The organism is Streptomyces sp. CB02400 (genome assembly GCF_001905725.1).
GTDB classification, from domain to species: Bacteria; Actinomycetota; Actinomycetes; order Streptomycetales; family Streptomycetaceae; genus Streptomyces; species Streptomyces atrovirens.
Genome location: NZ_LIWB01000002.1, coordinates 438,545 through 462,090, shown reverse-complemented (window position 1 = coordinate 462,090; position 23,546 = coordinate 438,545). Strand labels below are relative to the sequence as shown.

General features: G+C 71.0%; 18 protein-coding genes and 2 tRNA genes. 9 read left to right on the top strand and 11 right to left on the bottom strand.

Going from position 1 to position 23,546, the window contains the following annotated elements; genetic code table 11:
• Positions 1-50: 50 nt before the first annotated feature.
• Together tig and AMK33_RS07185 are read right to left on the bottom strand one after the other, a co-directional pair.
• Complete coding sequence (tig, locus tag AMK33_RS07190) at positions 51-1,439, bottom strand: trigger factor (RefSeq protein WP_073931883.1); 1,389 nt, start codon at positions 1,437-1,439, stop codon at positions 51-53.
• A 165-nt stretch (positions 1,440-1,604) separates the two neighbouring features.
• Positions 1,605-1,681, bottom strand: a tRNA-Pro gene (locus tag AMK33_RS07185).
• A gap of 164 nt (positions 1,682-1,845) precedes the next feature.
• On the opposite strand from AMK33_RS07185, the gene AMK33_RS07180 reads away from it, so the two are divergent.
• Positions 1,846-1,919 (top strand) — tRNA-Gly (locus AMK33_RS07180).
• A 116-nt stretch (positions 1,920-2,035) separates the two neighbouring features.
• On the opposite strand, the gene AMK33_RS07175 is transcribed toward AMK33_RS07180, so the two are convergent.
• Entirely contained in the window at positions 2,036-2,230 is a 195-nt protein-coding gene (locus AMK33_RS07175) for a hypothetical protein (protein ID WP_073931882.1), read from the bottom strand.
• Between the two features lie 625 nt (positions 2,231-2,855).
• Here AMK33_RS07175 and AMK33_RS07170 point away from each other — a divergent pair.
• Positions 2,856-4,052 carry an acyltransferase family protein gene (locus tag AMK33_RS07170; protein ID WP_073931881.1) on the top strand — a complete coding sequence of 399 codons (1,197 nt, stop codon included), beginning with the start codon at positions 2,856-2,858 and terminating at the stop codon, positions 4,050-4,052.
• A gap of 16 nt (positions 4,053-4,068) precedes the next feature.
• Here the strand turns inward: AMK33_RS07170 and AMK33_RS07165 are convergent, their stop codons facing one another.
• Positions 4,069-4,527, bottom strand: a complete 459-nt coding sequence (locus tag AMK33_RS07165; RefSeq protein ID WP_073931880.1) for an HD domain-containing protein — start codon at positions 4,525-4,527, stop codon at positions 4,069-4,071.
• A gap of 18 nt (positions 4,528-4,545) precedes the next feature.
• A complete protein-coding gene (locus AMK33_RS07160) occupies positions 4,546-5,727 on the bottom strand; it encodes a PP2C family protein-serine/threonine phosphatase (protein ID WP_073931879.1) in 1,182 nt (393 codons plus the stop codon).
• A gap of 161 nt (positions 5,728-5,888) precedes the next feature.
• Here AMK33_RS07160 and AMK33_RS07155 point away from each other — a divergent pair, with 161 nt between their 5' ends.
• Positions 5,889-7,139, top strand: coding sequence for a GNAT family N-acetyltransferase (locus AMK33_RS07155; RefSeq protein WP_073931878.1), 1,251 nt, complete (start codon positions 5,889-5,891; stop codon positions 7,137-7,139).
• A gap of 4 nt (positions 7,140-7,143) precedes the next feature.
• Here AMK33_RS07155 and AMK33_RS07150 read toward each other — a convergent pair whose 3' ends face one another.
• Both AMK33_RS07150 and AMK33_RS07145 read right to left on the bottom strand, forming a co-directional pair.
• Positions 7,144-7,965: an Fpg/Nei family DNA glycosylase gene (locus AMK33_RS07150; protein ID WP_073931877.1), complete on the bottom strand. Its 822-nt coding sequence runs from the start codon at positions 7,963-7,965 to the stop codon at positions 7,144-7,146.
• Between the two features lie 391 nt (positions 7,966-8,356).
• Positions 8,357-8,842: a ribose-5-phosphate isomerase gene (locus AMK33_RS07145; protein WP_073931876.1), complete on the bottom strand. Its 486-nt coding sequence runs from the start codon at positions 8,840-8,842 to the stop codon at positions 8,357-8,359.
• Between the two features lie 205 nt (positions 8,843-9,047).
• On the opposite strand from AMK33_RS07145, the gene AMK33_RS07140 reads away from it, so the two are divergent.
• On the top strand, positions 9,048-10,514 hold the full coding sequence (locus tag AMK33_RS07140; protein ID WP_073931875.1) for an amino acid permease: 1,467 nt from the start codon (positions 9,048-9,050) through the stop codon (positions 10,512-10,514).
• Positions 10,515-10,596: 82 nt separating this feature from the next.
• On the opposite strand, the gene AMK33_RS07135 is transcribed toward AMK33_RS07140, so the two are convergent.
• Positions 10,597-11,181 (bottom strand): biotin transporter BioY, encoded by a 585-nt coding sequence (locus AMK33_RS07135; RefSeq protein WP_073931874.1) that lies wholly within the window; start codon positions 11,179-11,181, stop codon positions 10,597-10,599.
• 382 nt (positions 11,182-11,563) lie between these two features.
• On the opposite strand from AMK33_RS07135, the gene AMK33_RS07130 reads away from it, so the two are divergent.
• Positions 11,564-12,943, top strand: coding sequence for an amino acid permease (locus AMK33_RS07130; protein WP_073931873.1), 1,380 nt, complete (start codon positions 11,564-11,566; stop codon positions 12,941-12,943).
• A gap of 229 nt (positions 12,944-13,172) precedes the next feature.
• Entirely contained in the window at positions 13,173-13,415 is a 243-nt protein-coding gene (locus AMK33_RS07125; RefSeq protein ID WP_073931872.1) for a hypothetical protein, read from the top strand.
• A 3-nt stretch (positions 13,416-13,418) separates the two neighbouring features.
• Here the strand turns inward: AMK33_RS07125 and AMK33_RS07120 are convergent, their stop codons facing one another.
• Positions 13,419-14,066: a mycothiol-dependent nitroreductase Rv2466c family protein gene (locus AMK33_RS07120; RefSeq protein WP_073931871.1), complete on the bottom strand. Its 648-nt coding sequence runs from the start codon at positions 14,064-14,066 to the stop codon at positions 13,419-13,421.
• Between the two features lie 139 nt (positions 14,067-14,205).
• On the opposite strand from AMK33_RS07120, the gene pepN reads away from it, so the two are divergent.
• Together pepN and AMK33_RS07110 are read left to right on the top strand one after the other, a co-directional pair.
• Positions 14,206-16,800: an aminopeptidase N gene (gene pepN / locus AMK33_RS07115; protein WP_073931870.1), complete on the top strand. Its 2,595-nt coding sequence runs from the start codon at positions 14,206-14,208 to the stop codon at positions 16,798-16,800.
• Between the two features lie 179 nt (positions 16,801-16,979).
• On the top strand, positions 16,980-18,032 hold the full coding sequence (locus AMK33_RS07110) for a hypothetical protein (RefSeq protein WP_073931869.1): 1,053 nt from the start codon (positions 16,980-16,982) through the stop codon (positions 18,030-18,032).
• Positions 18,033-18,122: 90 nt separating this feature from the next.
• On the opposite strand, the gene AMK33_RS07105 is transcribed toward AMK33_RS07110, so the two are convergent.
• Both AMK33_RS07105 and AMK33_RS07100 read right to left on the bottom strand, forming a co-directional pair.
• The gene (locus AMK33_RS07105; protein WP_201262972.1) at positions 18,123-19,295 is read right to left on the bottom strand and encodes a serine hydrolase domain-containing protein; all 1,173 of its coding nucleotides are present in this window, start codon (positions 19,293-19,295) and stop codon (positions 18,123-18,125) included.
• 165 nt (positions 19,296-19,460) lie between these two features.
• Entirely contained in the window at positions 19,461-19,913 is a 453-nt protein-coding gene (locus tag AMK33_RS07100) for an NUDIX hydrolase (protein WP_201262971.1), read from the bottom strand.
• Positions 19,914-20,165: 252 nt separating this feature from the next.
• On the opposite strand from AMK33_RS07100, the gene AMK33_RS07095 reads away from it, so the two are divergent.
• A complete protein-coding gene (locus AMK33_RS07095; protein ID WP_073931867.1) occupies positions 20,166-23,489 on the top strand; it encodes a S8 family serine peptidase in 3,324 nt (1,107 codons plus the stop codon).
• Positions 23,490-23,546 lie beyond the last annotated feature (57 nt).

The window sequence follows — 23,546 nt, the reverse complement described above, 5'->3', positions numbered from 1 at the left end:
GTGTTGTACACCCCGGGGCCCTGGTGATCATGTCAGAGGTGACGTGAGGGTCAGCCCTCGGTCTTCTCCTCGGTGGCCTCGGCCGGCTCGGCGGCGGTCTCGGCGGTGTCCGCCTCGTCCGTCTCCTCCTCGTCCTCGAGGTCGACGATCTCGCCGTTGGTGTCCTTGACCGTGGCCTTCTCGACCACGGAGGCCAGGGCCTTGCCGCGGGCGACCTCGCCGACGAGGAGCGGGACCTGGCCCTGCTCGACGACGGCCTGGGCGAACTGGTCGGGGGACATGCCGGAGGAGGCCGCGCGCCGCATGAGGTGCTCGGTGAGCTCCTCCTGGTTGACGTTGAGCTTCTCCTGCTTGACGAGCTCGTCGAGCACGAACTGGGTCTTGATGCCCTTGACCGCGGCCTCGCGGGTCTCGGCCTCGAACTCCTCCTCGGTCTTGCCCTGGATCTCCAGGTACTTCGCGAGGTCGAGGCCCATCTGGCCGAGCTGGTGGTGCTCGAGGTTGTGCTTGCGGGTGTTGATCTCGTCCTCGAGCAGCTTCTCGGGGACCGGGACCTCGACCAGCTCGAGCAGCTTCTCCAGGACGCGCTCCTGGGCCTGCGTGGCCTGGTCGTACTGCTTCATGTTCTCCAGGCGCTTGCGGCTGTCCGCCTTCAGCTCCTCGAGGGTGTCGAACTCGGACGCGAGCTGGGCGAACTCGTCGTCCAGCTCCGGCAGCTCACGGGCGGCGACCTGGGACACCTTGACGGTGACCTCGGACTCCTTGCCGGCCGCCGAGCCGCCCTTGAGCTCGGAGGTGAAGGTGGCCTCGCCACCGGCCTCCAGGCCCTTCACGGCGTCGTCGATGCCGTCCAGCAGCTCGCCGGAGCCGATGGTGTACGACACGCCGCTCGCGACGCCGTCCTCGAGGACCTCGCCGTCGACCTTGGCCTCCAGGTCGATGGTGACGACGTCGCCGTCCTCGGCGGCGCGCTCCACCGGGGAGGTGGAGGCGAAGCGCTCGCGGAGCTGCTCGACCGACTTCTCGACGTCCTCGTCGGTGACCTCGACGGCGTCGACCTCGACCTCGATGCCGGAGTAGTCCGGGATCTCGATGGTCGGGCGGATGTCGACCTCGGCGGTGAAGTTCAGCGTCTCGCCGTCCTTCAGCTCCGTGATGTCGACCTCGGGCTGGCCCAGCGGGCTCAGCTCGGCCTCGTTGACCGCGTCGGTGTAGAACTTCGGGAGGGCGTCGTTGACGGCCTCCTCCAGCACCGCACCGCGGCCGAAGCGCTGGTCGATGACCCGGGCCGGGACCTTGCCCTTGCGGAAGCCCTTCACCGTGACCTGCTGGTTGATCTTCTTGTACGCCGCGTCGAGGCTGTCCTTGAGCTCCTCGAAGGGCACCTCGACAGTGAGCCGAACCCGGGTCGGGTTCAGGGTCTCCACGGCGCTCTTCACGGTTCGGTCTCCTTGTGGCTGACTTCTCGGGTTCTGCCGGGACCAGAGGGGTCCGGCCGATTCGCCGCCCGGAGGACTTCAGAGACACACAGGGCGTGCAGCTTGCATAGTAACGGCAGCGGCTACGGCACCCAAAAGGCGATCACCGGTGCATGAGCAGGTGGCTGGTCGGGGTGGCGGGATTTGAACCCACGGCCTTCCGCTCCCAAAGCGGACGCGCTACCAAGCTGCGCCACACCCCGTCTGGTGCGACACGTAGGGTACATGCACCCGGGCGGAACGGCCGCCGCGTTTCACGGGCGCGGTGCCGCGCCGGGGCGGTCCGGAAACGGGGTGTGCGACGAGGCCGCACGACCCGCTACGATGCCTGTCAGTGCCGCGGTCACCGACGCGCGGCGTGTTCCGTGCGGGCGTAGCTCAATGGTAGAGCCCTAGTCTTCCAAACTAGCTACGCGGGTTCGATTCCCGTCGCCCGCTCCATACGGCTCAGGGCCGGGCCGGAGGATCATCCCTCCGGCCCGGCCCTGATCGTTTTCCTTCGCGGCGGGCGGTCCGGTCGCGCTGTTCGCGGTGTCGGGCGGCTGGAGCGGGCGGGATCAGAAGCTGATCGAGTTGATCATCTCGGCTATCGAGTCCAGGAACCGCTGGATGTCGTCGGCCATGCCGGTGGAGGCGAGGAAGAAGCCGAAGAGGACGGCGACGACCGCCGGGCCGGCCTTGAGGGAGCCGCCTCTCATCAGCACCACCAGGATGATCGCCAACAGCAGCACCACAGACAGTGAAATGGCCACAACTGATCACACCCTCGGTCGGTTCCGCTTCCCCGGCCCGGGCGACGCGACCCCGCGCACCCCGCCAGAACCATCGTGCCACCAACACGGCCGCCCTATGCGGCGGCTGACGCATCATCCGTCCCGGTGCCGCCGGTCCCACCCGCGCGCGGCCGTCCGCGCGGGCCAACGGCGCCGTGTCGCACGGCAATTCGAAGGAGCACCCGCACAGGGAATTCAACCGGATCGTTTCCGTCTCCACACAACGCGTTCGCAGCTAATTCGAATTGTCGCCGCAAGTGCTCCGACAAGCCTTGGACCGATACGGGAGAGACATACCCAAGCTGGACATATCACCGGAGTCGCCTGCCGTGCTTATGCGTGACTTGGTCCGGAATAATCATGACAAGGACGGCCCGAGTGCCAGCCAAGTACCTTATATGCACAGTGTGTTGGCCATCACGCCAATCATGCCGATCACTTTCCCCAATCCGGGGCACCCGAGCCGAATACCAGGAACGACGTCGGGCGTTTTACGAAATGCCGAGGACGACGCTAGGGTGCCTCAGATGTTCCACGCTGCCTCGTCCCCCGCAAGCGCAGCGAGCTCACCGATCGACTCCCCGAGTCCCCGCCGGGAGGGTCAGTGACGAACTCGCAGCGACCGTACGGCAACCGCAGAACGCCGCTCCCCCCGGCACAGTCACCGGCACCCGGAGTGCCGAGCCCACGCACGAAGGGCCCACGCGCAAAAAGCCCGCAACCGAAGAGCCCGCACGGCAAACAGCGCGACGCGTTCTTCGACAACGCCAAGTACCTGGCGATCGTGCTGGTGGCGGTCGGCCACGCCTGGGAGCCCCTCAAGGGCGACAGCCGGGTCCTGGAGGCGGCGTACACGGTCGTGTACACGTTCCACATGCCGGCCTTCATCATCATCTCCGGCTTCTTCTCGCGCAGTTTCGACATGCGGCCCGACCGGCTGCGCCGGCTGATCACCGGTGTCGCCGTGCCGTACATCGTGTTCGAGACCGCCTATCCCCTGTTCCGGCGGGTCGTCGACCACGCCCCGGAGCAGGAGATCAGCCTGCTCGACCCCTGGTACCTGACCTGGTTCCTGGTCGCGCTGTTCGTGTGGCGGCTGACCACGCCGATCTGGAACGCGGTACGGCATCCGCTGCCGCTGGCCCTCGGCATCGCCGTGCTGGCCAGTGTCACCCCCGGGATCGGCGACGACCTCGACCTGCAGCGCGTGCTGCAGTTCCTGCCGTACTTCGTGCTCGGTCTGTGCATGCGGCCGGAGCACTTCCACATGGTGCGCCGCCGGTCGGTGCGGATCGCGGCGGTGCCGGTGTTCGCGGCGGCGCTGGCCTTCGGCTGGTGGGCGGTGCCGCGGATGGACACCGCGTGGTTCTACCACCGTGACGCCGCGCAGGAGCTGGGCGCGCCGTGGTGGGCCGGCCCGGTCATGGTGCTCGCGATGTTCGGCTGCTCGCTGCTGCTGACCGCCTGCTTCTTCGCCTGGGTGCCGGGCCGCCGGATGTGGTTCACGGCGCTCGGCGCGGGCACGCTGTACGGCTATCTGCTGCACGGCTTCGTGGTGAAGGCCGGCGACTACCAGGGCTGGTTCGAGCACTCCGTGCTGCATCAGCCGCTCGGCGAGATCGCCGTGAGCGTCCTGGCGGCGGCCATGGTGACCCTGCTGTGCACCGCCCCCGTACGGCGGATGTTCCGGTTCGTGATGGAGCCGAGGATGGAGTGGGCGTTCAAGCGGGACGCCGCCGAGCCGGCCCGCGAACGTGAGCGGCAGGAGAAGAAGGAGACCCGCGAGAAGGTCTCCGCCTAGGGGTTCCCCTCCCCCTTCACGAGCCCACGAGACCGAGGAGTGCGCGCATCCGCGCGTACTTCTCGGTCAGTCGTGTGCGGGTCGGTCCGTCCAGTACGGCGAGGCGGGCCGGGTCGGCGTTGTGCGCCAGGTCCGCCTCCTTCACCAGCAGCGCGCCGGGGGTGGCGAGGATCCGGGCCGCGTACGCCTCGGGCGGCTCCCCGGACCGTTTGGTGACCGCGAGGACGATGTCCTTGGTCCGCCGGGTCAGCGTCGCCTCCTCCAGCCACCGCTCCGTGAGCCTGTCGTCCTCGACGGCGTCGTGCAGCCAGGCCGCCGCGATCTGCTCCTCGTCGCCGCCGCGTGCCCGTACCCCCTCGGCGACGGCCCGGAGGTGTTCGGCGTAGGGCCGGCCCGCCTTGTCTCTCTGGCCGGCGTGCGCGGCGCGGGCGGTGGCCTCGATCTCGGCCAGGGGCAGCGGTGTCGTCTCGGTCACCCGCCCAGTGTGCACGGGTCAGCGGGCCGTCGCGGCGGCCGTCGGGCCCTCGCGGCAGATCAGCAGCAGCGCCCGGTCGTCGTTGACGTCCTTGGCGACCGCCTCGATGAGGTGCCAGGCGGCGCCGTGGAAGCCGCCCGCGACATAGCGGTCGGCCTCGCCGGTGAGGCGGTCGATGCCCTCGACGATGTCCCGGTCGGAGGTCTCCACCAGGCCGTCCGTGAACAGCATCAGCACGTCCCCGGGGCGCAGCGAGCCCTTCACCGAGTCGAACTGGGCGCCGTCGTACACGCCCAGCAGCGGGCCGTCGGCCGCCTTCTCCTCCCAGCGTCCGCTGCCCGCGCTGAGCTGGAGGCCCGGCGGGTGCCCGGCGGAGTAGAGCTCGTAGTCGCCGGAGTCCAGGTCGAGCACCAGGTGGATGGAGGTGGCGAAGCCCTCGTCCCAGTCCTGGCGCAGCAGGTAGCCGTTGGCGGCCGGGAGGAAGGCGTGCGGCGGGAGGCTGCCGAGGAGGCCGCCGAAGGCACCGGAGAGCAGCAGGGCGCGCGAGGCGGCGTCCATGCCCTTGCCGGAGACGTCGGTGAGCACGACCTCCAGGGTGCGCCCGCCGTTGGTGCGGGCCGCGACCACGAAGTCGCCCGAGAAGGACTGCCCGCCCGCCGGGCGCAGGGCCATCTCGCGGTGCCAGCCGTCGGGGAGCTTCGGCAGCTTGCTCTGCACCCGGATGCGTTCGCGCAGGTCGAACAGCATGGTGCCGCCGCGCCGCCAGGGCACGCCGACCCGGCTGCGGAACTGGGCGACGAGCAGCCCGAAGAAGCCGCAGGCGGCGACGACGAGGACCACGCCCGGGGTGACCCGGGCCGCGCCCTCGGTGTAGGGGCCGAGCTGCACCGACTCCACGATCAGCGCGGTCGCCGCGGCGGCGTACAGGCCGAGCAGGCTCGCCGGGCGCAGCAGCAGGCCGCCGGCGACGATCGGTATGACCAGTGCGGCGGGCGCGCACCACACCGAGTTGGCGAGTGTCCCGGCCGCGATCAGCGGGACGGTGAGGAACAGTCCGGCGAGCGCGATCCAGTCGGAGCCGTCCCCGCGGAAGTAGTCGACGGCGCTCCGGCGCATGCCGACGCGGGCCCGGTGCCACTGCTTCTTCAACCGGGCCGTGAACGTGTCGGCTTCCGCGCGCCGCTCTCGTCCTGCTGCCATTAGTTCGGGACCCTATCCATCGGACCGGCCACTTGGCACGGGAGGTCCTGGTTGTCCCCTTGCCGGGGCCGACTTCACAGTCAACTTCACCGGACGCCGTCGTGGGGCCGCGCGGGAGAAATTGCCTCGCTCGTCCGGTACGGCACTGGTAGGGATGGCTCATGACGACCGAGGAAACGGGCCCCACAACCGGACTTCACGTGCTACAGCCGGACGATTGGAACAAGTGGTACGCGAACCTGATCCGCGCGTTCGGCGGCGGCGAGGAGGCGGACGAGGAACGCGAACTGTGGAACTCGCTCACCGAGCACGACCGTTTTCTGGGGTTCTGGGACGGCGGCGAGTGCGTGGGGACGGCGGGCGCGTTCTCGTTCCGGCTGACCGTGCCCGGCGGTGACTCCGTGCCGGCCGCGGGCGTCACGGGCGTCGGCGTGGCCGCCACGCACCGGCGGCGCGGCGTGCTGCGGACGATGATGCGGCGCCAGTTGGACGACATCCGGTCCTGGGGCGAGCCGCTGGCGGTGCTCACGGCGTCGGAGCCGGCGATCTACGGCCGGTTCGGGTACGAGGCGGCCACCTTCCAGGTCAACGCCGAGATCGACACGAGTCGTACGAGTCTGTCGGTCCCGTCCGGTACGGATGACGTACGGGTGCGGTACGCGGCCCCCGCCGACGTGCTCGACGCGTGCGAGGCGGTGTACGCCCGGCTGGTGCCGGGCCGGCCGGGGATGCTCGCGCGGCAGCCCGGCTGGGAGCGGCTGGGGACGCTGGACCCGGCGGGCGGCCGGGGCGGGGCGTCGCCGCTGCAGTGCGTCGTCGCCGAACGGGACGGCGAGACGGTCGGGTACGCCCGGTTCCGGGTGAAGGGGGAGTACGGTCCGGCGGGGCACGAGGGTTCGGTGATCCTGAGCGCCCTGGCCGCGCTGGATCCGGCGGCGGACGCGGCGCTGTGGCGGTTCCTGTTCGGCATCGACCTGACGACGACGCTGGTGGCGCGCGGTCGGCCGGTCGACGAGGCGTGGCAGTACCTGGTGTCCGACATCCGCCGGTGCCGGCCGGAGATACGGGACTCGCTGTACGTACGGCTGGTCGACGTCGGCGCCGCCCTCCAGGCGCGGGCGTACCGGGCGCCGGTGGACGTCGTGTTCGAGGTGGAGGACGCCTTCTGCCCCTGGAACGCGGGGCGTTGGCGGCTGAGCGGGGACGCCAAGGGCGCGTCCTGCGAGCGTACAGAGGAAGCGGCCGATCTCGCCCTGTCGGTACGGGAGTTGGGTGCGGCGTATCTGGGCGGGGTGAGCCTCACGGCGCTCGCGGCGGCCGGCCGGGTGGCAGAGCTGCGGCGGGGCGCGCTGGCGGAGGCGTCCCTGGCGTTCGGGAGCGACCCGGCGCCGTGGCTGCCGCACGGGTTCTGACGGCTCAGCGGCGCTGGCAGTCCGGGCACCAGAACAGATTGCGGGCGGCGAGGTCGGCGGTGCGGATCTCGCCGCCACAGATGTGGCAGGGCAGGTGGGCCCTGCGGTAGACGTACACCTCGCCGCCGTGGTCGTCGACGCGCGGCGGGCGTCCCATCGCCTCCGGGGTGTGTTCGGGGCGGACGGTGTCGATGCGGTTGAGGCGGACGCCCTCGCGCATCAGCGCGACCAGATCGGCCCAGATCGCGTCCCACTCGGCCGTGGTGATGTCCCGGCCCGCGCGGTACGGGTCGATCCGGTGCCGGAAGAGGACCTCGGCGCGGTAGACGTTGCCCACGCCCGCGATGACCTTCTGGTCCATGAGGAGGGCGGCGATCGTCGTACGGCTGCGGCCGATCCTGCGGTACGCGAGGGCCGGGTCGGCGTCCGGGCGCAGCGGGTCGGGGCCGAGCCGGTCGTGGACCGCCTGCTTCTCGGGGTCCGTGATCAGGGCGCAGGTGGTGGGGCCGCGCAGGTCGACGTAGGACGTGGCGTCGGCGAGGCGGAGCCGGACGGTGTCCGTGGGCGGCGGCGCCGGGGCCGGGCCGAAGGTGACCTTGCCGAAGAGGCCGAGGTGGATGTGGACCCACTCGGCGGGCTCGGCGTCGCCGAAGCCGAGGAACAGGTGCTTTCCGTGGGCGTCGGTGGTGTGCAGCGGCGTGCGGTCGAGGAGGGCGGCGGCGTCGGCGAACTTGCCCTGGGGGCTGGTGACGCGGAGGGGTGTGCCTGCGGCGAAGGCGGCGGCGTAGTCATCGGCCAGCCGGTGGATGGTGTGGCCTTCCGGCACGGGGATGTCCTTCCAAGCTCGTTCCCACCGTCCGGCCGACCCGGTCGACCGGACGGCCCGACTCGTTCCGGGCGACCCGACTCGTACCAGGTAACCCGCCTGTACCGGACGGCCCGACTCGCACCAGGCACCCGGCTCGTACCAGGTAACCCGCCTGTACCGGACGGCCCGACTCGCACCAGGCACCCGGCTCGTACCAGGTAACCCAGCTCGTTCCAGGAGCCCCGTCCCATTCCGGGGCTCCGCCCCGGACCCCGGCGGGGACCGCGTCTCCCGCGTCCCGCCGGCGCCTCGGCGCGGCGCCACGATGGCTCGGCGCCTCGACGGTGCGCGCCGCGGAGAGGGCGCTCTCCCCCCGAGGCCCGTGCATCGGGGGGAGGGCCTGGCGGCGTTACTGCTGCGGGTGGTGCGGGGGGATGGGCGGGAGGTCGCCGGTGGTCTCGTAGGCGGCGAGCATGTCGATCCGGCGGATGTGGCGCTCGTCACCGGAGAACGGGGTGCTCAGGAAGGTCTCGACGAACTTCGTCGCCTCGTCCTGGGTGTGCATGCGCGCGCCCACCGCGATCACGTTGGCGTTGTTGTGCTGGCGGCCCAGTGCCGCCGTCTCCTCGCTCCACGCCAGGGCCGCCCGTACGCCCTCGACCTTGTTCGCGGCGATCTGCTCGCCGTTGCCGGAGCCGCCGATCACGATGCCGAGGGCGCCCTCGTCCGCGGCGGTCCGCTCGGCGGCGCGGAGGCAGAAGGGCGGGTAGTCGTCCTGGGCGTCGTAGATGTGCGGGCCGCAGTCGACGGGCTCGTGGCCCGCCGCCCCGAGCCACTCGACGAGGTGGTTCTTGAGTTCGTAGCCCGCATGGTCCGAGCCGAGATACACGCGCATGGTCCGAGTGTGACACGGGGGTTCCCGGGAAAGCGCGTCGGGTGCCCCGCGCAAAAAGTGTGAGCAAATCCATAGAAGCCCAGGAAAAGCTCAAGTAACGATCCGGAATCAAAGGTTTCCGAATTCGTTCGCCTCCGTTTCACTGGTCCGGCTCGTACCCCGCTCATACGGGGACTGCTCCACCGGCGCAAAGGAAAACCACCCCATGACTTCGCAGCCGACCCTCACCAAGCCCGAGAACGATCCCGAAAGGCCCGGCGATCCCGGAGCACCGGGAGATTCCGGACTCCAGGCCGGACTCAAGAACCGCCATCTGTCGATGATCGCCATCGGTGGTGTGATCGGCGCGGGCCTCTTCGTCGGCTCCAGCTCCGGCATCGCGACCGCCGGCCCCGGCATCCTCCTGTCGTACGCCCTCGTCGGCACGCTCGTGGTGCTGGTGATGCGGATGCTCGGTGAGATGTCCGCGGCCAACCCGACCTCCGGGTCCTTCTCCGCGCACGCCGACCGGGCGCTCGGGCCCTGGGCCGGGTTCACCATCGGCTGGCTCTACTGGTTCTTCTGGGTCGTCGTCCTCGCGGTCGAGGCGACCGCCGGCGCCGCGATCCTCGAAGGATGGATACCGGCCGTTCCGCAGTGGGGCTGGGCGCTCATCGTGATGGTGGTGCTGACCGCCACCAACCTGGTCTCCGTCGGCTCCTACGGCGAGTTCGAGTTCTGGTTCGCCGGGATCAAGGTCGTCGCCATCGGCGCGTTCATCGTCATCGGCGGGCTGGCCGTCTTCGGTGTGCTGCCCGGCGTCGACAGCGACCGGGCGGGCCTGGCCAACCTCACCGAGCACGGCGGTTTCCTGCCGAACGGCGCCGGCGCCATCCTCACCGGCATCCTGCTCGTCGTCTTCTCCTTCATGGGCAGCGAGATCGCCACGCTGGCCGCCGGCGAGTCGGAGGACCCGCAGCGCGCCGTCACCAAGGCGACCAACAGCATCATCTGGCGGATCGGCGTCTTCTACCTCGGCTCGATCTTCGTCGTGGTCTGTCTGCTGCCGTGGGACAGCGAGTCCATCACCGAGGACGGCTCGTACGTCGCCGCCCTGGACTCCCTCGGCATCGCGCACGCCGGTCAGATCATGAACTTCATCGTGCTGACGTCCGTGCTGTCCTGCCTCAACTCCGGGCTCTACACGGCCTCCCGGATGGCCTTCTCGCTCGGCCGGCGCGGGGACGCGCCGAAGGCGTTCGCCCGGACCACGGGCCGCGGTGTGCCGCGCACGGCGATCCTCGTGTCCGTGGTGTTCGGCTTCGTCGCCGTCTTCTTCAACTACAAGTTCCCCGACTCCGTCTTCCTCTTCCTCGTCAACTCCTCCGGCGCGGTCGCGCTGTTCGTGTGGCTGGTGATCTGCTTCTCGCAGCTCCGCATGCGGAAGATCATCCAGGCGGAGGCGCCGGAGAAGCTGGTCGTGCGGATGTGGCTGTACCCGTATCTGACGTGGGCCAGCGCCGCGCTGATCGTGTTCGTGCTCGGCTACATGCTGACCGACACCGAGCACGACGGGCGTACGACGATGCTGCTGTCGCTGCTGGTCGCCGCGATCGTGCTCCTCATCGCCGTCGTCAAGCAGCGGGTGGCCGGGCGCCGCGCGGAGGACCGGGACGAGATCCCGGCCGGCTGAGGCACCCGTACCTACGGCAAGAGGCTCGGCGGGGGCGCTGTACGGCGCCCCCGCCGAGCCTCTTGCCGCAGAACCCGGGCGATCACCGCTTGTCGGCGAACTTCCAGGCCGTCGGCAGCACGCCCATCGCCAGGGCCGCCTTCAGGGCGTCGCCGATGAGGAACGGGGTGAGGCCGGCCGCGATCGCGGCGGAGGCGGACATGCCGGTGGCGAGGGCCAGGTAGGGCACGCCGACGGCGTAGATGACCGCCGAACCGAGCACCATGGTGCCCGCCATGCGCCAGGCGGAGCGGTCGGCGCCGCGGCGGGCCAGGGCGCCCACGACGACGGAGGCCAGCAGCATGCCGAGGACGTAGCCGAAGGACGGCATGCCCATCCCCGACTTGCCCTCCGCGAACCACGGCACGCCGGCCGCGCCCACCAGCGCGTACACCGCGAGGGAGGCGAAGCCGCGGCGGGCGCCGAGGGCGGTGCCGACGAGGAGCGCCGCGAAGGTCTGGCCGGTCACCGGCACCGGGGAGCCGGGGACGGGCACCGCGATCTGGGCGGCGAGGCCGGTGAGCGCGGCGCCGCCGAGCACGAGCGCGGCGTCCCGGACACGGGAGGCCGGTACGAGGTCCGCGAGGACCTGTCCGGATCGGGCGGACGTGACGGTGGCGGTGCTCATGGGGTCTCCGCGGGGTGAGGGCAGTTGGGGACACCGCGACGCTATACCGGCGCCCGCGCGCCGATCACCGTCAGCGCTCGACAAAGGCGCCGACGCGGTCTTGGTGGGCTCCGGACAAAGGGTGGGGGTGATGAGGGGCATGAGGTGACGCCGGTCACTGAGGTGAGGTGGTTTCGCTGACACCTCCGGGTGGTACGGCGGCTGTAGGGATCCACCAAACGGGCCGTGCGGCTCCTCGCGTCACGTGACGACCACCCAGTAACCGGAACATCACCCTCCGGATGACACGTGTCCATATGCCGGGCGGCCTCCCCGCGCACGCGAGAAAGCCGCCCAGACTGGGTGACGTTTTGCCGTCTCCCGCATTGGACGAGTCGCGCCCATGCCCAGCACCTCTGTCGAGACGCCCCCGAAGGCGGACGGCGTCTCCCTCTCGCACGGCCTGAAGCAACGCCATCTGTCGATGATCGCCCTCGGCGGGGTGATCGGCGCCGGGCTGTTCGTCGGCTCCGGGTCGGCCATCGCCGCCGCCGGTCCGTCCGTCGTCGTCGCCTACACCCTCTCCGGTCTCCTGGTGATGCTGGTGATGCGGATGCTGGGCGAGATGTCCGCCGCGTATCCGTCGTCGGGCTCCTTCTCCGCGCACGCCGAGCGGGCGTTCGGTCCCTGGGCGGGGTTCACCGTGGGCTGGTCGTTCTGGGTGCTGCTGTGCACGGCGGTCGGCCTGGAGGGCATCGGCGCCGCGACGATCGTCACCGGCTGGCTGCCGGGCACGCCCGAGTGGGCGTGGGTGGCGCTGTTCATGGTGGTGTTCTGCGGGACGAACCTCGCGGCGGTGAAGAACTTCGGCGAATTCGAGTTCTGGTTCGCGGCCCTCAAGGTCGGCGCGATCTCCCTGTTCCTGGTGCTCGGCGCGCTGGCGATCGCCGGTGTGCTGCCGGGCACGGACTCCCCGGGCACCTCCCACCTCACCGACTTCCTCCCCAACGGCGGCGAGGGCCTGGTGATCGGACTGCTCGCCTCCGTCTTCGCGTACGGCGGTCTGGAGACGGTGACCATCGCGGCGGCCGAGTCGCAGGACCCGGTCAAGGGCGTGGCGGGCGCGGTCCGTACGGCGATGTGGCGGATCGCGCTGTTCTACATCGGCTCGATGGCGGTCGTCGTCACCCTGGTGCCGTGGGACTCCCCGGCGGTCGTCGAGGACGGTCCGTACGTCGCCGCCCTGAACCGCCTCGACATCCCGGGCGCCGACCAGGTGATGAACGTCGTGATCCTGGTCGCGCTGCTGTCCGCGATGAACGCCAACATCTACGGCGCCTCGCGCATCGGCTACTCGCTGGTGGAGCGGGGGCAGGGCCCGAAGGCGCTCGGCCGGGTGTCGGGCGGGGTGCCGAGGGTCGCCGTACTGGCCTCCTCGGCCTTCGGCTTCCTGTGCGTGCTGCTGAGCTACTGGCGGCCGGACGACGTCTTCGCCTGGCTGCTGAACACCATCGGCGCGGTGATCCTGGTCGTCTGGATCTTCATCGCCGCCTCCCAGCTACGGCTGCGCCGCCGGCTGGAGCGCGAGGCGCCGGAGCGGCTCACGGTGCGGATGTGGGCGTTCCCGTGGCTGACCCGGTTGGCGCTGGCCGGTATGGCGGCGGTCTTCGTCCTCATGGCCCGGGAGCCGGACACGCGGGTGCAGCTCTGCTCGACGGGCGCCATGACGCTGCTCCTGGCGGCCGGGGGATACGCCTGGCAGCGGGCGCGCGCCCGGAGCTGACGCCCGCCCCGACGGCCCTCGCGTGGACACGCGGGGGCCGTTTCGCGTACCGGGGCTCACGGAGGGCCCCTTCCGCTGCTAGCGTGCAGTTGCAATGAATGTGCAACAAGCGTCCTGCCTCTTGATCGTCTTCTCACCGTTCACCCGGCAGGCGGAAAGAAGGAAGCCCCCGCGAGGACAGGACTCGCGGGGGCTTCCGGTATGCGGCAATCCGGGTCATGGTTGCGCAATGGCGACACAGAGGACGATGAGGGACTACTGCTGGACCTGCGACGGGGACCAGCAACACCGTCAGCTGAACAAGAAGGAGGAGGACTGGCTCAAGGAACGGCTCGGCCGGTCCGGGGTCGGCGAGTTCTGGCTCTGTGTGAACGTGCTCGACCCCGACACCGGCAAGCAGTGCCGCAACCTGCGCACGGGCTTCAACAAGAAACCCTTCGCCGCGCCGATCAAGGTACCCGTGATCGAGTGACCGTCACAGGTTGCTGAAGTCCGGCCCCTTCGTCCGGGTGCGCTTGATCTCGTAGAAGCCGGGGACGGAGGCCACCGCGAGGGTGCCGTCCCACAGGCGGGCGGCCTCGTCGCCCTTGGGCGCCGGGGTGACGACCGGGCCGAAGAAGGCGATCTCCTCGCCGTCGGGTCCGGGGACCGCGATGACCGGGGTGCCGACCTCCTGGCCCACCTTCTCGATGCCCTCCTTGTGGGAGGCGCGCAGCTCGGGCTCGTAGGGGGTGGAGTCCCAGTGCTCCATGAGGGACTCGGGCAGGCCGACGTCCTTCAGTGCGGCGGCGACCGTCTCCTTGCCCGGACCCTGGTCCTGGTTGTGGATGCGGGTGCCGAGCGCGGTGTAGAGGTCGCCGAGCACCTCCGCGCCGTGCTCCTGCTGGGCCGCGATGACCACCCGTACCGGGCCCCAGGCCTTGACCTCGAGCATCTCGCGGTACTCGGCGGGGAGCTCGTCGAGCTTGTCCTCGTTGAGGACGGCGAGGCTCATCAGATGCCAGCGGACCTCGATGTCCCGCACCTTCTCCACCTCCCGCACCCAGCGGGAGGTCATCCAGGCCCAGGGGCACAGCGGGTCGAACCAGAAGTCGACGGGCGTGGCGGGAGTCTTGTCCGGCATGTCGCTCCTCGAAGAAGGAAAAAGTGTGTCCGGGGGAACAACGTGAGAGGTCCCGGCCATTCCCGCCCGCCCCGTGTCAGGAGCGCATGGCAGGATCGGTCCTGATCATCCATGTCGACGACGCATGAGGAGTCCGCCCGTGCCCGGTGAGAACCTGACCCGCGACGAGGCCCGGGAGCGGGCAGCCCTGCTGTCCGTCGACGGGTACGAGGTGTCCCTGGACCTGCGTTCGGCGGTCGGCGAGCACAGCGGCGGGGGGCCGCGCACCTTCCGCTCCGTCACCACCGTCCGGTTCCGCTGCGCCGAGCCGGGCGCGAGCAGCTTCGCGGACCTGATCGCGCCGGGCGTGACGGCCGTCTCCCTCAACGGACGCGACCTGGACCCCGGCCAGGTCTTCGACGGCTCGCGGATCGCGCTGGAGGACCTGGCCGCCGAGAACGAGCTCGTCGTCGACGCGCAGTGCGCCTACTCCCGCACCGGCGAGGGCATGCACCGCTTCGTCGACCCCGAGGACGGCGAGGTGTACCTCTACACCCAGTACGAGCCGGCCGACTCCCGTCGCGTCTTCGCCAACTTCGAGCAGCCCGACCTCAAGGCCCCGTACCGCTTCGAGGTGCGCGCCCCCGAGGGCTGGACGGTGTGGAGCAACGGCGCCGGTGAACTCGCCGACGGGGTGTGGCGGTTCGCGGAGACCAAGCCGATCTCGACGTACATCACCTGCGTGGTGGCCGGCCCGTACCACTACGTGACCGACTCCTACGAGCGGGAGTTCGAGGACGGTACGCGGCTGGAGATCCCGCTCGGCGCGATGTGCCGCAAGGGTCTCGCCCCGCACTTCGACGCCGACGACGTGTTCCTGGTGACCAAGCAGGGCCTGGACTTCTTCCACGACCACTTCGACTACCCGTACCCGTTCGGAAAGTACGACCAGGCGTTCGTGCCCGAGTACAACCTGGGCGCGATGGAGAACCCGGGGATGGTGACCTTCCGGGAGGAGTTCATCTTCCGGGGCAAGGTGACGCGGGCGTCGTACGAGGGCCGGGCCAACGTCATCCTGCACGAGATGGCGCACATGTGGTTCGGTGACCTGGTCACCATGGAGTGGTGGGACGACCTGTGGCTGAAGGAGTCCTTCGCGGACTTCATGGGCGCGTTCTCGCTGGTCGGCGCGACCCGCTTCACCGACGGCTGGATCACCTTCGCCAACCGCCGCAAGGCGTGGGCGTACCGCGCGGACCAGCTCCCCTCCACGCACCCGATCACCGCCGACATCCGCGACCTCCAGGACGCCAAGCTCAACTTCGACGGCATCACCTACGCGAAGGGCGCCTCGGTGCTCAAGCAACTGGTGGCGTACGTCGGCCAGGACGCGTTCCTGGAGGGCGCCCGGCGCTACTTCAAGCGGCACGCGTACGGCAACACGCGCCTCGGCGACCTGCTGTCGGTCCTGGAGGAGACCAGCGGGCGGGACATGGCCGCCTGGTCGCGGGCCTGGCTGCAGACGGCCGGCGTCAACTCCCTCACCCCGCAGGTGCTGTTGCGCGAGGACGGCAGGATCGACGAGCTGGCGATCGTGCAGGAGGCCGCCGAGTCGCACCCCGAACTGCGTCCGCACCGGGTGGCGGTGGGCCTGTACCGGCGCACCGAGGACGCCGGGGGGCTGCCGGCGCTGGAGCGGTACGCGCAGGCCGAGACGGACGTCGAGGGCGCGCGTACGGTCGTGGCGGAGCTGGCGGGCGCCGAGGCGCCGGACCTGGTGCTGGTCAACGACGACGACCTGACGTACTGCAAGACACGGTTCGACGAGACCTCGCTGGCGGCGCTGCGGCACGGCCTCGGCTACATGACCGACCCGCTGGCGCGCGCCCTGTGCTGGTCGGCGCTGTGGAACATGACGCGGGACGCGCTGCTGCCGGCGCGGGAGTTCATCGGCCTGGTGGTGAAGTTCGCGGGCCAGGAGACCGACATCGGCGTGCTGCAGATGCTGCACGCGTGGGCGGAGTCGGCGGCGGTGCGCTACACCGCGGCCGAGCGGCGGGCGGAGGCCGGGCGGGAGCTGTGCCAGATCGCCTCCGTCCAGATGTACTCCGCCGAGGCGGGCAGCGAGCACCAGCTCGCGTGGGCGCGGTTCTTCGCGCGCGTGGCCGATGTGCCGGCCGCCTTCGAGCTGCTGACCTCGCTGCTCGACGGCACGGTGACCCTGCCGGGCCTGGAGGTCGACCAGGAGCTGCGCTGGGCGTTCCTGGAGCCGCTGGCCGCGCACGGCGTGGCGGACGAGAAGCGGCTGGACGAGGAGCTGGCCCGCGACGACACCGCGTCCGGCAAGCGGCACCACGTGCGCTGTCTGGCCGCCCGCCCGTCGGCGGCGGTCAAGGCGCAGTGCTGGGCGCAGGTCGTGGAGTCGGACGCGCTGTCCAACGCGCTGGTGGAGGCCACCATCTCGGGCTTCGCGCAGGCGTCCCAGCGGGAGCTGCTCGCGCCGTACGCGGAGAAGTACTTCGCGGCGATCGAGCGGGTGTGGACCGAGCGGTCGATCCAGATCGGCATGGACGTGGTGCGGGGCCTGTTCCCCTCCTACCAGGACTCGCAGGCGACGCTGGACGCGACGGACGCGTGGCTCACGTCCCACGAGGACGCGGCCCCGGCCCTGCGCCGCCTGGTCCTGGAGTCCCGCGACGACCTGGCCCGCGCCCTGCGCGGCCAGGCCTGCGACGAGGCTGCCGCCGACCGCTGAATGCCGCGACCGGCCGTTCCGTCACCGTTACAAGACGCCCGTAACCCCTGGTCCGTACCCGAAAGGACCAGGGGTTTCCGGTATCCGAACACGCGTCCTTCAGTGCGGCCTTGTCCTCATTTGTCGACGAGCCTGTAACAGGGGTTCGGAGACGGCTCGGAGGCGGGAAATTGCCGGACATGAACCACAACACCCCGCTCTCCCCCCGCCCCCTGCACCACCTCTCCACCGGCGCCGGACGCCGGGTGCTGACCCACGCGCAACTGCGCGCCCACGGCGTCTCGGCCGCGAAGGCGAGCGAGCAGTGCCGCCCCGGCGGACCCTGGCTGCAACTGCTCCCGGGGGTCGTCCTGCTCCACCCCGGCCCGCCGACCAGCGAGGAGCGGCTGCACGCGGTGCTGATGTACGCGGCACGGGAACGGACCGTGGGCGTCCCCGTCCAGCCCGGTACGGAGAGCCCTCCCGCGTCCGCCTACGGGGAGGCGATGATCACCGGGCCGGCCGCGCTGACCCTGCACGGTTTCTCCTCCACTCCCCCGCTGCCGTCCCTGGAGGCCTTCGACGTCCTGGTCCCGCGGCTGCGCCGACTGCGCTCGACGGGCTGCGCCCGTATCGTCCGCACCCCCGAGCTGCCCGTCCCGGAGCAGGTCACGGGCCTGCCGGTGGCCCCGGTCCCGCGTGCGCTGGCCGACGCCGTGGCCGGCCTTCAGGACGCGGGCACGGTACGCCGGCTGCTCACCGAGGCGGTGCGCGGCGGCTTCTGCGACCCGGCGGCGGTGGTGCGCGAGCTGACCGCCGCGAAGCTGCTGAACCGGCCGCACGTGGTGGACGCGGTGGACTCGCTGCTGGCCGAGGGGCGGACGCTGGCGGAGTCCCGGCTGTACCGGATGGTGCGCGAGCACGGCCTGCCCGACCCGTGCTGGAACGTCGACCTGCGGCTGCCGGGCGGGCCCCACCTCGGCGGCCTGGACGCGTACTGGCCGGAGCACGCGGTGGCGGTGGAGCTGGACACCCGCGCGCCGCGCCCGGGCCGGCGGCCCGACGACGAGGCCGAGTGGTCGGAGTACGCCCGCAAGCGCGAACACCTGGAACGCCTCGGCATCACGGTCGTCCACATCACCCCGCGCAAGCTCCGGGACGCGATGGAGCAGCAGGCGGCGGTGGTCCGTACGGCGCTGATCGCCTCGGCCGACCGCGACCCGTCGGCGTATGTCGTGGTGCTGCCCCGGTAGGGGGCCGGGGCAGCACTGTCAGGAGGGGGGCGGAGGGGCCGCCGGGAGCCGTCGCCCGGTGGCCCCTCCCGTGTGTCCGGGCCGCGGGCGTCAGTCGCCGCAGAACTCCGCCTCGACCACCGCCTCGGTGCTCCCCGCCCAGTCACCGTTGAAGTTGAACGCCAGGGAGTGCCGGCCGTCCTTCGTCGTGACGGCCTCGGACACGGAGCCGTGGATGCCGCCGCTGTGGCCCCAGACGGCAACGCCGCAGCTCAGCGTGGTCCTCATCAGGCCCAGGCCGTAGGCGCGGGTGGCGTCCACGGGGACCATGGTGGTCATCTCGTTCAGTTGCTCCCGGGGAAGCAGCCGGCCCGACAGCAGGGCGCGGTAGAAGCGGTTCAGGTCCTCGGAGTCGGAGATCATCTCGCCCGCCGAGTGGGCGATGGACGGGTTGAGGCGTGTGACGTCGTACGTGGGGCCGGTCGCGGTCTGCGCCAGCTTGGAGTAGGCGCGGCTGCTGGGGCGGGGCAGGGAGACACGGGTGCCGGGGACCGAGGTGGCGGTCAGGTGCAGGGGGTCGATGACGCGCCGGCGGACCTCCTCGCCGTAGGGGCGGCCGGTGGCCTTCTCGATCACCATGCCGGCCAGGACGTAGTTGGTGTTGGAGTAGTTCCAGGAGGTGCCGGGCTCGAAGTCCGGCTCGTGGGTCAGGGCGATCCGTACGAGTTCCTCCGGGGTCAGGGTGTCGTAGCGGTGCTCGAGGAAGCCGTCCTTCGTGAAGTACGTGCGGCCGAAGTCCTCGTCCGCCGTGACGTTGAAGATGCCGCTGGTGTGGTTCAGCAGTTGCCTGAGGGTGATCCGGGTGCCGTCGTGGCCGTTGCCGGTCACCAGGCCGGGCAGCCAGGTGTCGACGGTGTCGTCCAGGGACAGCTTCCCCTCGGCCTCCAGTTGCAGCAGCACCGTCGCCACGAAGGTCTTGGTGATGCTGCCGACCCGGTAGCGGTCCTGCGGGGAACGCTTCCGTTCCGTGCGGAGGTCGCCCACCCCGGCTGTCGCCGCCCAGGTGCCCCTCCCGTCCCGCGCCGTCGCCGTCACACCGGGCACACCCGCGGCGACCGCGGCCTTCATCGCCCGGCGGGTCGCCTGGTGGTCGCCGGTGCCGGTGGCGGCGGTGGTGTTCCCCGTTCCGGCCCCGGTGTCCGAAGGCGCCGCCACGGCGGGGACCGCCAGGGCCGCCGAAAGGGCCACCGCCACCGCCGCCACCGCTGTCGTCCGCATCCGCATGCTCGTGTCTCCCCTGTTCATCGGGCATGGTCGCGGGGAGGGACCGCGGACGGGCCGGCGGGGTTGCCGCCGGCCGCGGTGGTTGACCGGGTTTCGGCCTTTCTCCAGGGGCGGTTCCGCAGTGCGGTCCTCCGGGCGCCGGCCGGATCCGCACGTGCGCCTCCCTTACGCGGACTCCACCCGCCCCGCCGCCGGACGTTCCCGCCACAGCCGCAGCCCGATGTCGACCATGCGGACGCGGACCAGGTCCGGGACGGTGTCCAGGGGCTGCCAGGCGGCGAGGTCGGTGGAGCCGCCGATCTCGTTGCGCAGTTCGCCGCCGGTGATCCGGCCCTCGTAGACCAGCCGTACGCCGTGGTGGTCGACGGAGCGGCCGAAGCGGGCGGGGAGGGTGCGGCGGCTGGAGTTCACACCGAGCAGGCCGGTGACCTCGATGCGGTAGCCGGTCTCCTCCTCGACCTCCCGCCGCACGGTGTCGTAGGGGTCCTCGCCGTGCTCCATGCCGCCGCCCGGCAGCACCCACTCGGGGACGCCGCCGGGGCCCGGTGACCGGGCGAGCAGGAACTGTCCGTCGCGCACCACCACGGCGTAGGCCGCCACCCTCAGATTCCGTCGCATCCGGGGACGTTAACCCGGCGGCCGGTACCGCGTGGGCCGCGTGGGCGACTTGTCACCTTCCGCGCCCCATCTCCCCATAAGGGCATCGGGGGTTTTCCCCATACATCCATTTCGACTCGGCCAACTCTCGCCAAACGCCCGCCCCTTGCGTAAGGCTCAACGATCGTCCGGAATCACGTTCCGGACCGTCGCGACCAGGGTCGATCGGCTCCGGTCGCTCCACGATCGTTCCTTTACTTACAAGGGATGCCGATGACCCACTCCCCACAGTGCGAACCGATACCGGGCGCCAGACGCGTGGCCCGTATCGCCGTGGCCGCCGGTCTCGTCGCCGCGCTCTCCGCGGCCGGGCCGATCCCCCTGGCCATGGCCGCCGACACGCCACCCGCCGCCCCCGCCGACGCGGACGTCAAGTCCGCGCACGACAAGCTCGGCGCGGACGACGCGGACCTGCTCGCCGAGGCCAAGGCCGACGGTGCCAAGAACGTCACGATGATGATCGCCACAGCTCCCGGAAAGACCGAGCAGGTCGCCGAGCAGCTCGACGCGGTCAAGGGCGGTTCGGTCGGCCGGACCCACGACAAGCTCGGCTACGTCCGGGCCACCGTCCCCACCGGCAAGGCGGACGCGGCGATCGCCGCCGCCACCAAGCTCTCCTCCGTGCACGGCGTCGACCTGCGCGAGGAGATCCCGCTGGACGACCCGACGCCGAGCGCGGACACCGCGAAGCAGGCCGGGGGCAAGGACCGCGGGCACGGCGACCGCACCTACCCGGCTCCCGGGAAGCGGACGCCCGCGGAGAACCCGTACAACCCGTCCTTCGAGACCGGCGCCGTCGAGTTCGTCGAGGACAACCCGAAGGCGGACGGCCGCGGGGTCACCATCGGCATCCTCGACTCCGGCGTCGACCTCGGCCACCCGGCGCTGCAGAAGACCACCACCGGCGAACGCAAGATCGTCGACTGGGTGACGGCGACCGACCCGATCGTGGACAACGACCGGACCTGGCGTCCGATGGTCTCCTCCGTCTCCGGACCGACCTTCACCTACAGCGGCAAGACCTGGGCGGCCCCGGCGGGTTCGTACCGGATCAGCACGTTCCTGGAGTCGTACACCACCGGCGGTGACGCGGCCGGTGACGCCAACCGCGACGGCGACACCACCGACTCCTGGGGCGTCCTCTACGACGCCGCCGCCGGCACGGTCCGCGTCGACCTGAACAACAACCAGGACTTCGGCGACGACACCCCGATGAAGCCGTACAAGGACGGCTTCCAGGTCGGGTACTTCGGCACCGACGACCCGAAGACCGACATCGCCGAGCGCCAGCCGTTCGTCGTGGAGATCCGCGAGGACGTCCCGATGGACCCCTACGGCGGTGACTGGACCGGCAAGACGGCCGACTTCGTCAACATCGGTGTCATCGAGTCCGAGCACGGCACCCACGTCGCCGGCATCACCGCCGCCAACGGCCTGTTCGGCGGGCGGATGGACGGCGCCGCCCCCGGCGCGAAGATCGTCTCCTCGCGCGCCTGCACCTGGTCCGGCGGCTGCACCAACGTGGCGCTCACCGAGGGCATGATCGACCTCGTCACCGAGCGCGGCGTCGACATCGTCAACATGTCCATCGGCGGTCTGCCGGCGCTCAACGACGGCAACAACGCCCGCGCCGAGCTGTACACCCGCCTGATCGACACCTACGGCGTCCAGCTCGTGATCTCCGCGGGCAACTCCGGCCCCGGCGCCAACACCATCGGCGACCCCGGCCTGGCCGACAAGGTCATCTCCGTCGGCGCGTCCGTCTCCCGGGAGACCTGGGCCGCCAACTACGGCTCCGTGGTGAAGACCAAGTACGCCATGATGCCGTTCTCCTCGCGCGGTCCGCGTGAGGACGGCGGCTTCACGCCGACGCTGGTCGCGCCCGGCGCGGCGATCAACACCATCCAGACCTGGATGCCGGGCGCCCCGGTCGCCGAGGCGGGTTACGACCTCCCGGCCGGCTACGGCATGCTCCAGGGCACCTCGATGGCCTCCCCGCAGGCCGCCGGCGCCTCCGCGCTGCTGCTGTCCGCCGCGAAGCGCGAGCACATCGACCTCACGCCCGCCGAGCTGCGCACCGCCCTCACCTCCACCGCCGAGCACATCAAGGGTGTGCAGGCATACGAGGAGGGCGCCGGCCTCATCGACATCGAGGACGCCTGGGACGCCATCCGCGACGGCGCCACGGCCCACGCGTACACGGTGAAGGCGCCGGTCGACACCGCGATCGACCAGTTCCTGGAGACGCCCGGCTTCGGCACGGGCCTCTACGACCGTGAGGGCGGCCTGGAGGTCAGGCAGAAGAAGACGTACGACATCACGATCACCCGTACGTCCGGCCCCGACCGCGCGATCCGGCACGAACTCGACATCGAGAACAACGAGGGCCACACCTTCCGCATCGTCGGCGACGACGACGTCCGGCTGCCGCTGAACGAGCCGGTCACCGTCAAGGTCCAGGCCGCGCCGCGCTCGGCCGGCATCAAGAGCGCGATCCTGGAGGCCGACGACCCGCGCACCGAGGGCGTCGACCAGCAGATCCTCACCACCGTGGTCGTCTCCGAGCCGCTGGAGCACACCTTCTCCACGTCCGGCACGGCCCAGCGCAACAGCACCACCTCCTACTTCGTCACCGTGCCCGAGGGCGCGAAGACGCTGGAGGTCGCGATGAGCGGACTGAAGGACGACAGCCAGACCCGGTTCATCGCCATCCACCCGTACGGTGTCCCGGCCGACCCGACGTCGACGATCAACTGCTACCCGAACTACGACAACCCGGCCAACACCTGCCGCCCCGACGTGCGTTCGTACGCGGACCCGCAGCCGGGCGTGTGGGAGATCGAGGTCGAGGCCCGGCGCACCTCGCCGCTGCTCGACAACCCGTACGAGCTGGACGTCGCCGTCCTCGGCGCGGCCTTCGACCCGGAGACCGTGACCGTGCCCGAGGCGAAGGTCGGCACCCCGGCCGCCGTCTCGTGGACGGTGACGAACGAGTTCGCCGCGCTGGAGGGCGAGCTGGTGGGCGGCCCGCTCGGCTCGTCGAAGACGGACCGGCCGGCCATCGGGACCGGTGACACGCACACGACCACGGTCGAGGTGCCCGAGGGCGCCACCTCCCTCGACGTGGCCATCGGCAACGTCTCGGACACCTCCGCCGACCTGGACCTGACCGTCTACGACGCCGACGGCGACCAGGTCGCCCAGTCCGCCGACGGCGACTCGGAGGAGTCGGTCTCCATCGCCTCCCCGGCGGCCGGCACGTACACCGTGGAGGTCGTGGGCTACTCCGTCCCGGCCGGTTCCACGGACTACGACTACCGTGACGTGTTCTTCTCCGCCTCGCTCGGCTCCGTCACCGTCGACGGCTCCGCGCCGGTGGAGCTCGGCACGGGCGACTCGGCCACCGTCTCCGGCGACGTCACCGTCGCGGCGGCGGCCCCCGAAGGGCGTGCGTTCTTCGGGCGCGTGCAGCTGGTGAACGCGCGCGGCACGGTCGCGGGCGTCGGCAGCGTGGCGATCGAGAAGGTCGCCCCGTAAGGAACAGGCCGACTTTAGGAGGGGCGGGCGTCCGTTGCGGGCGCCCGCCCCTTCGTC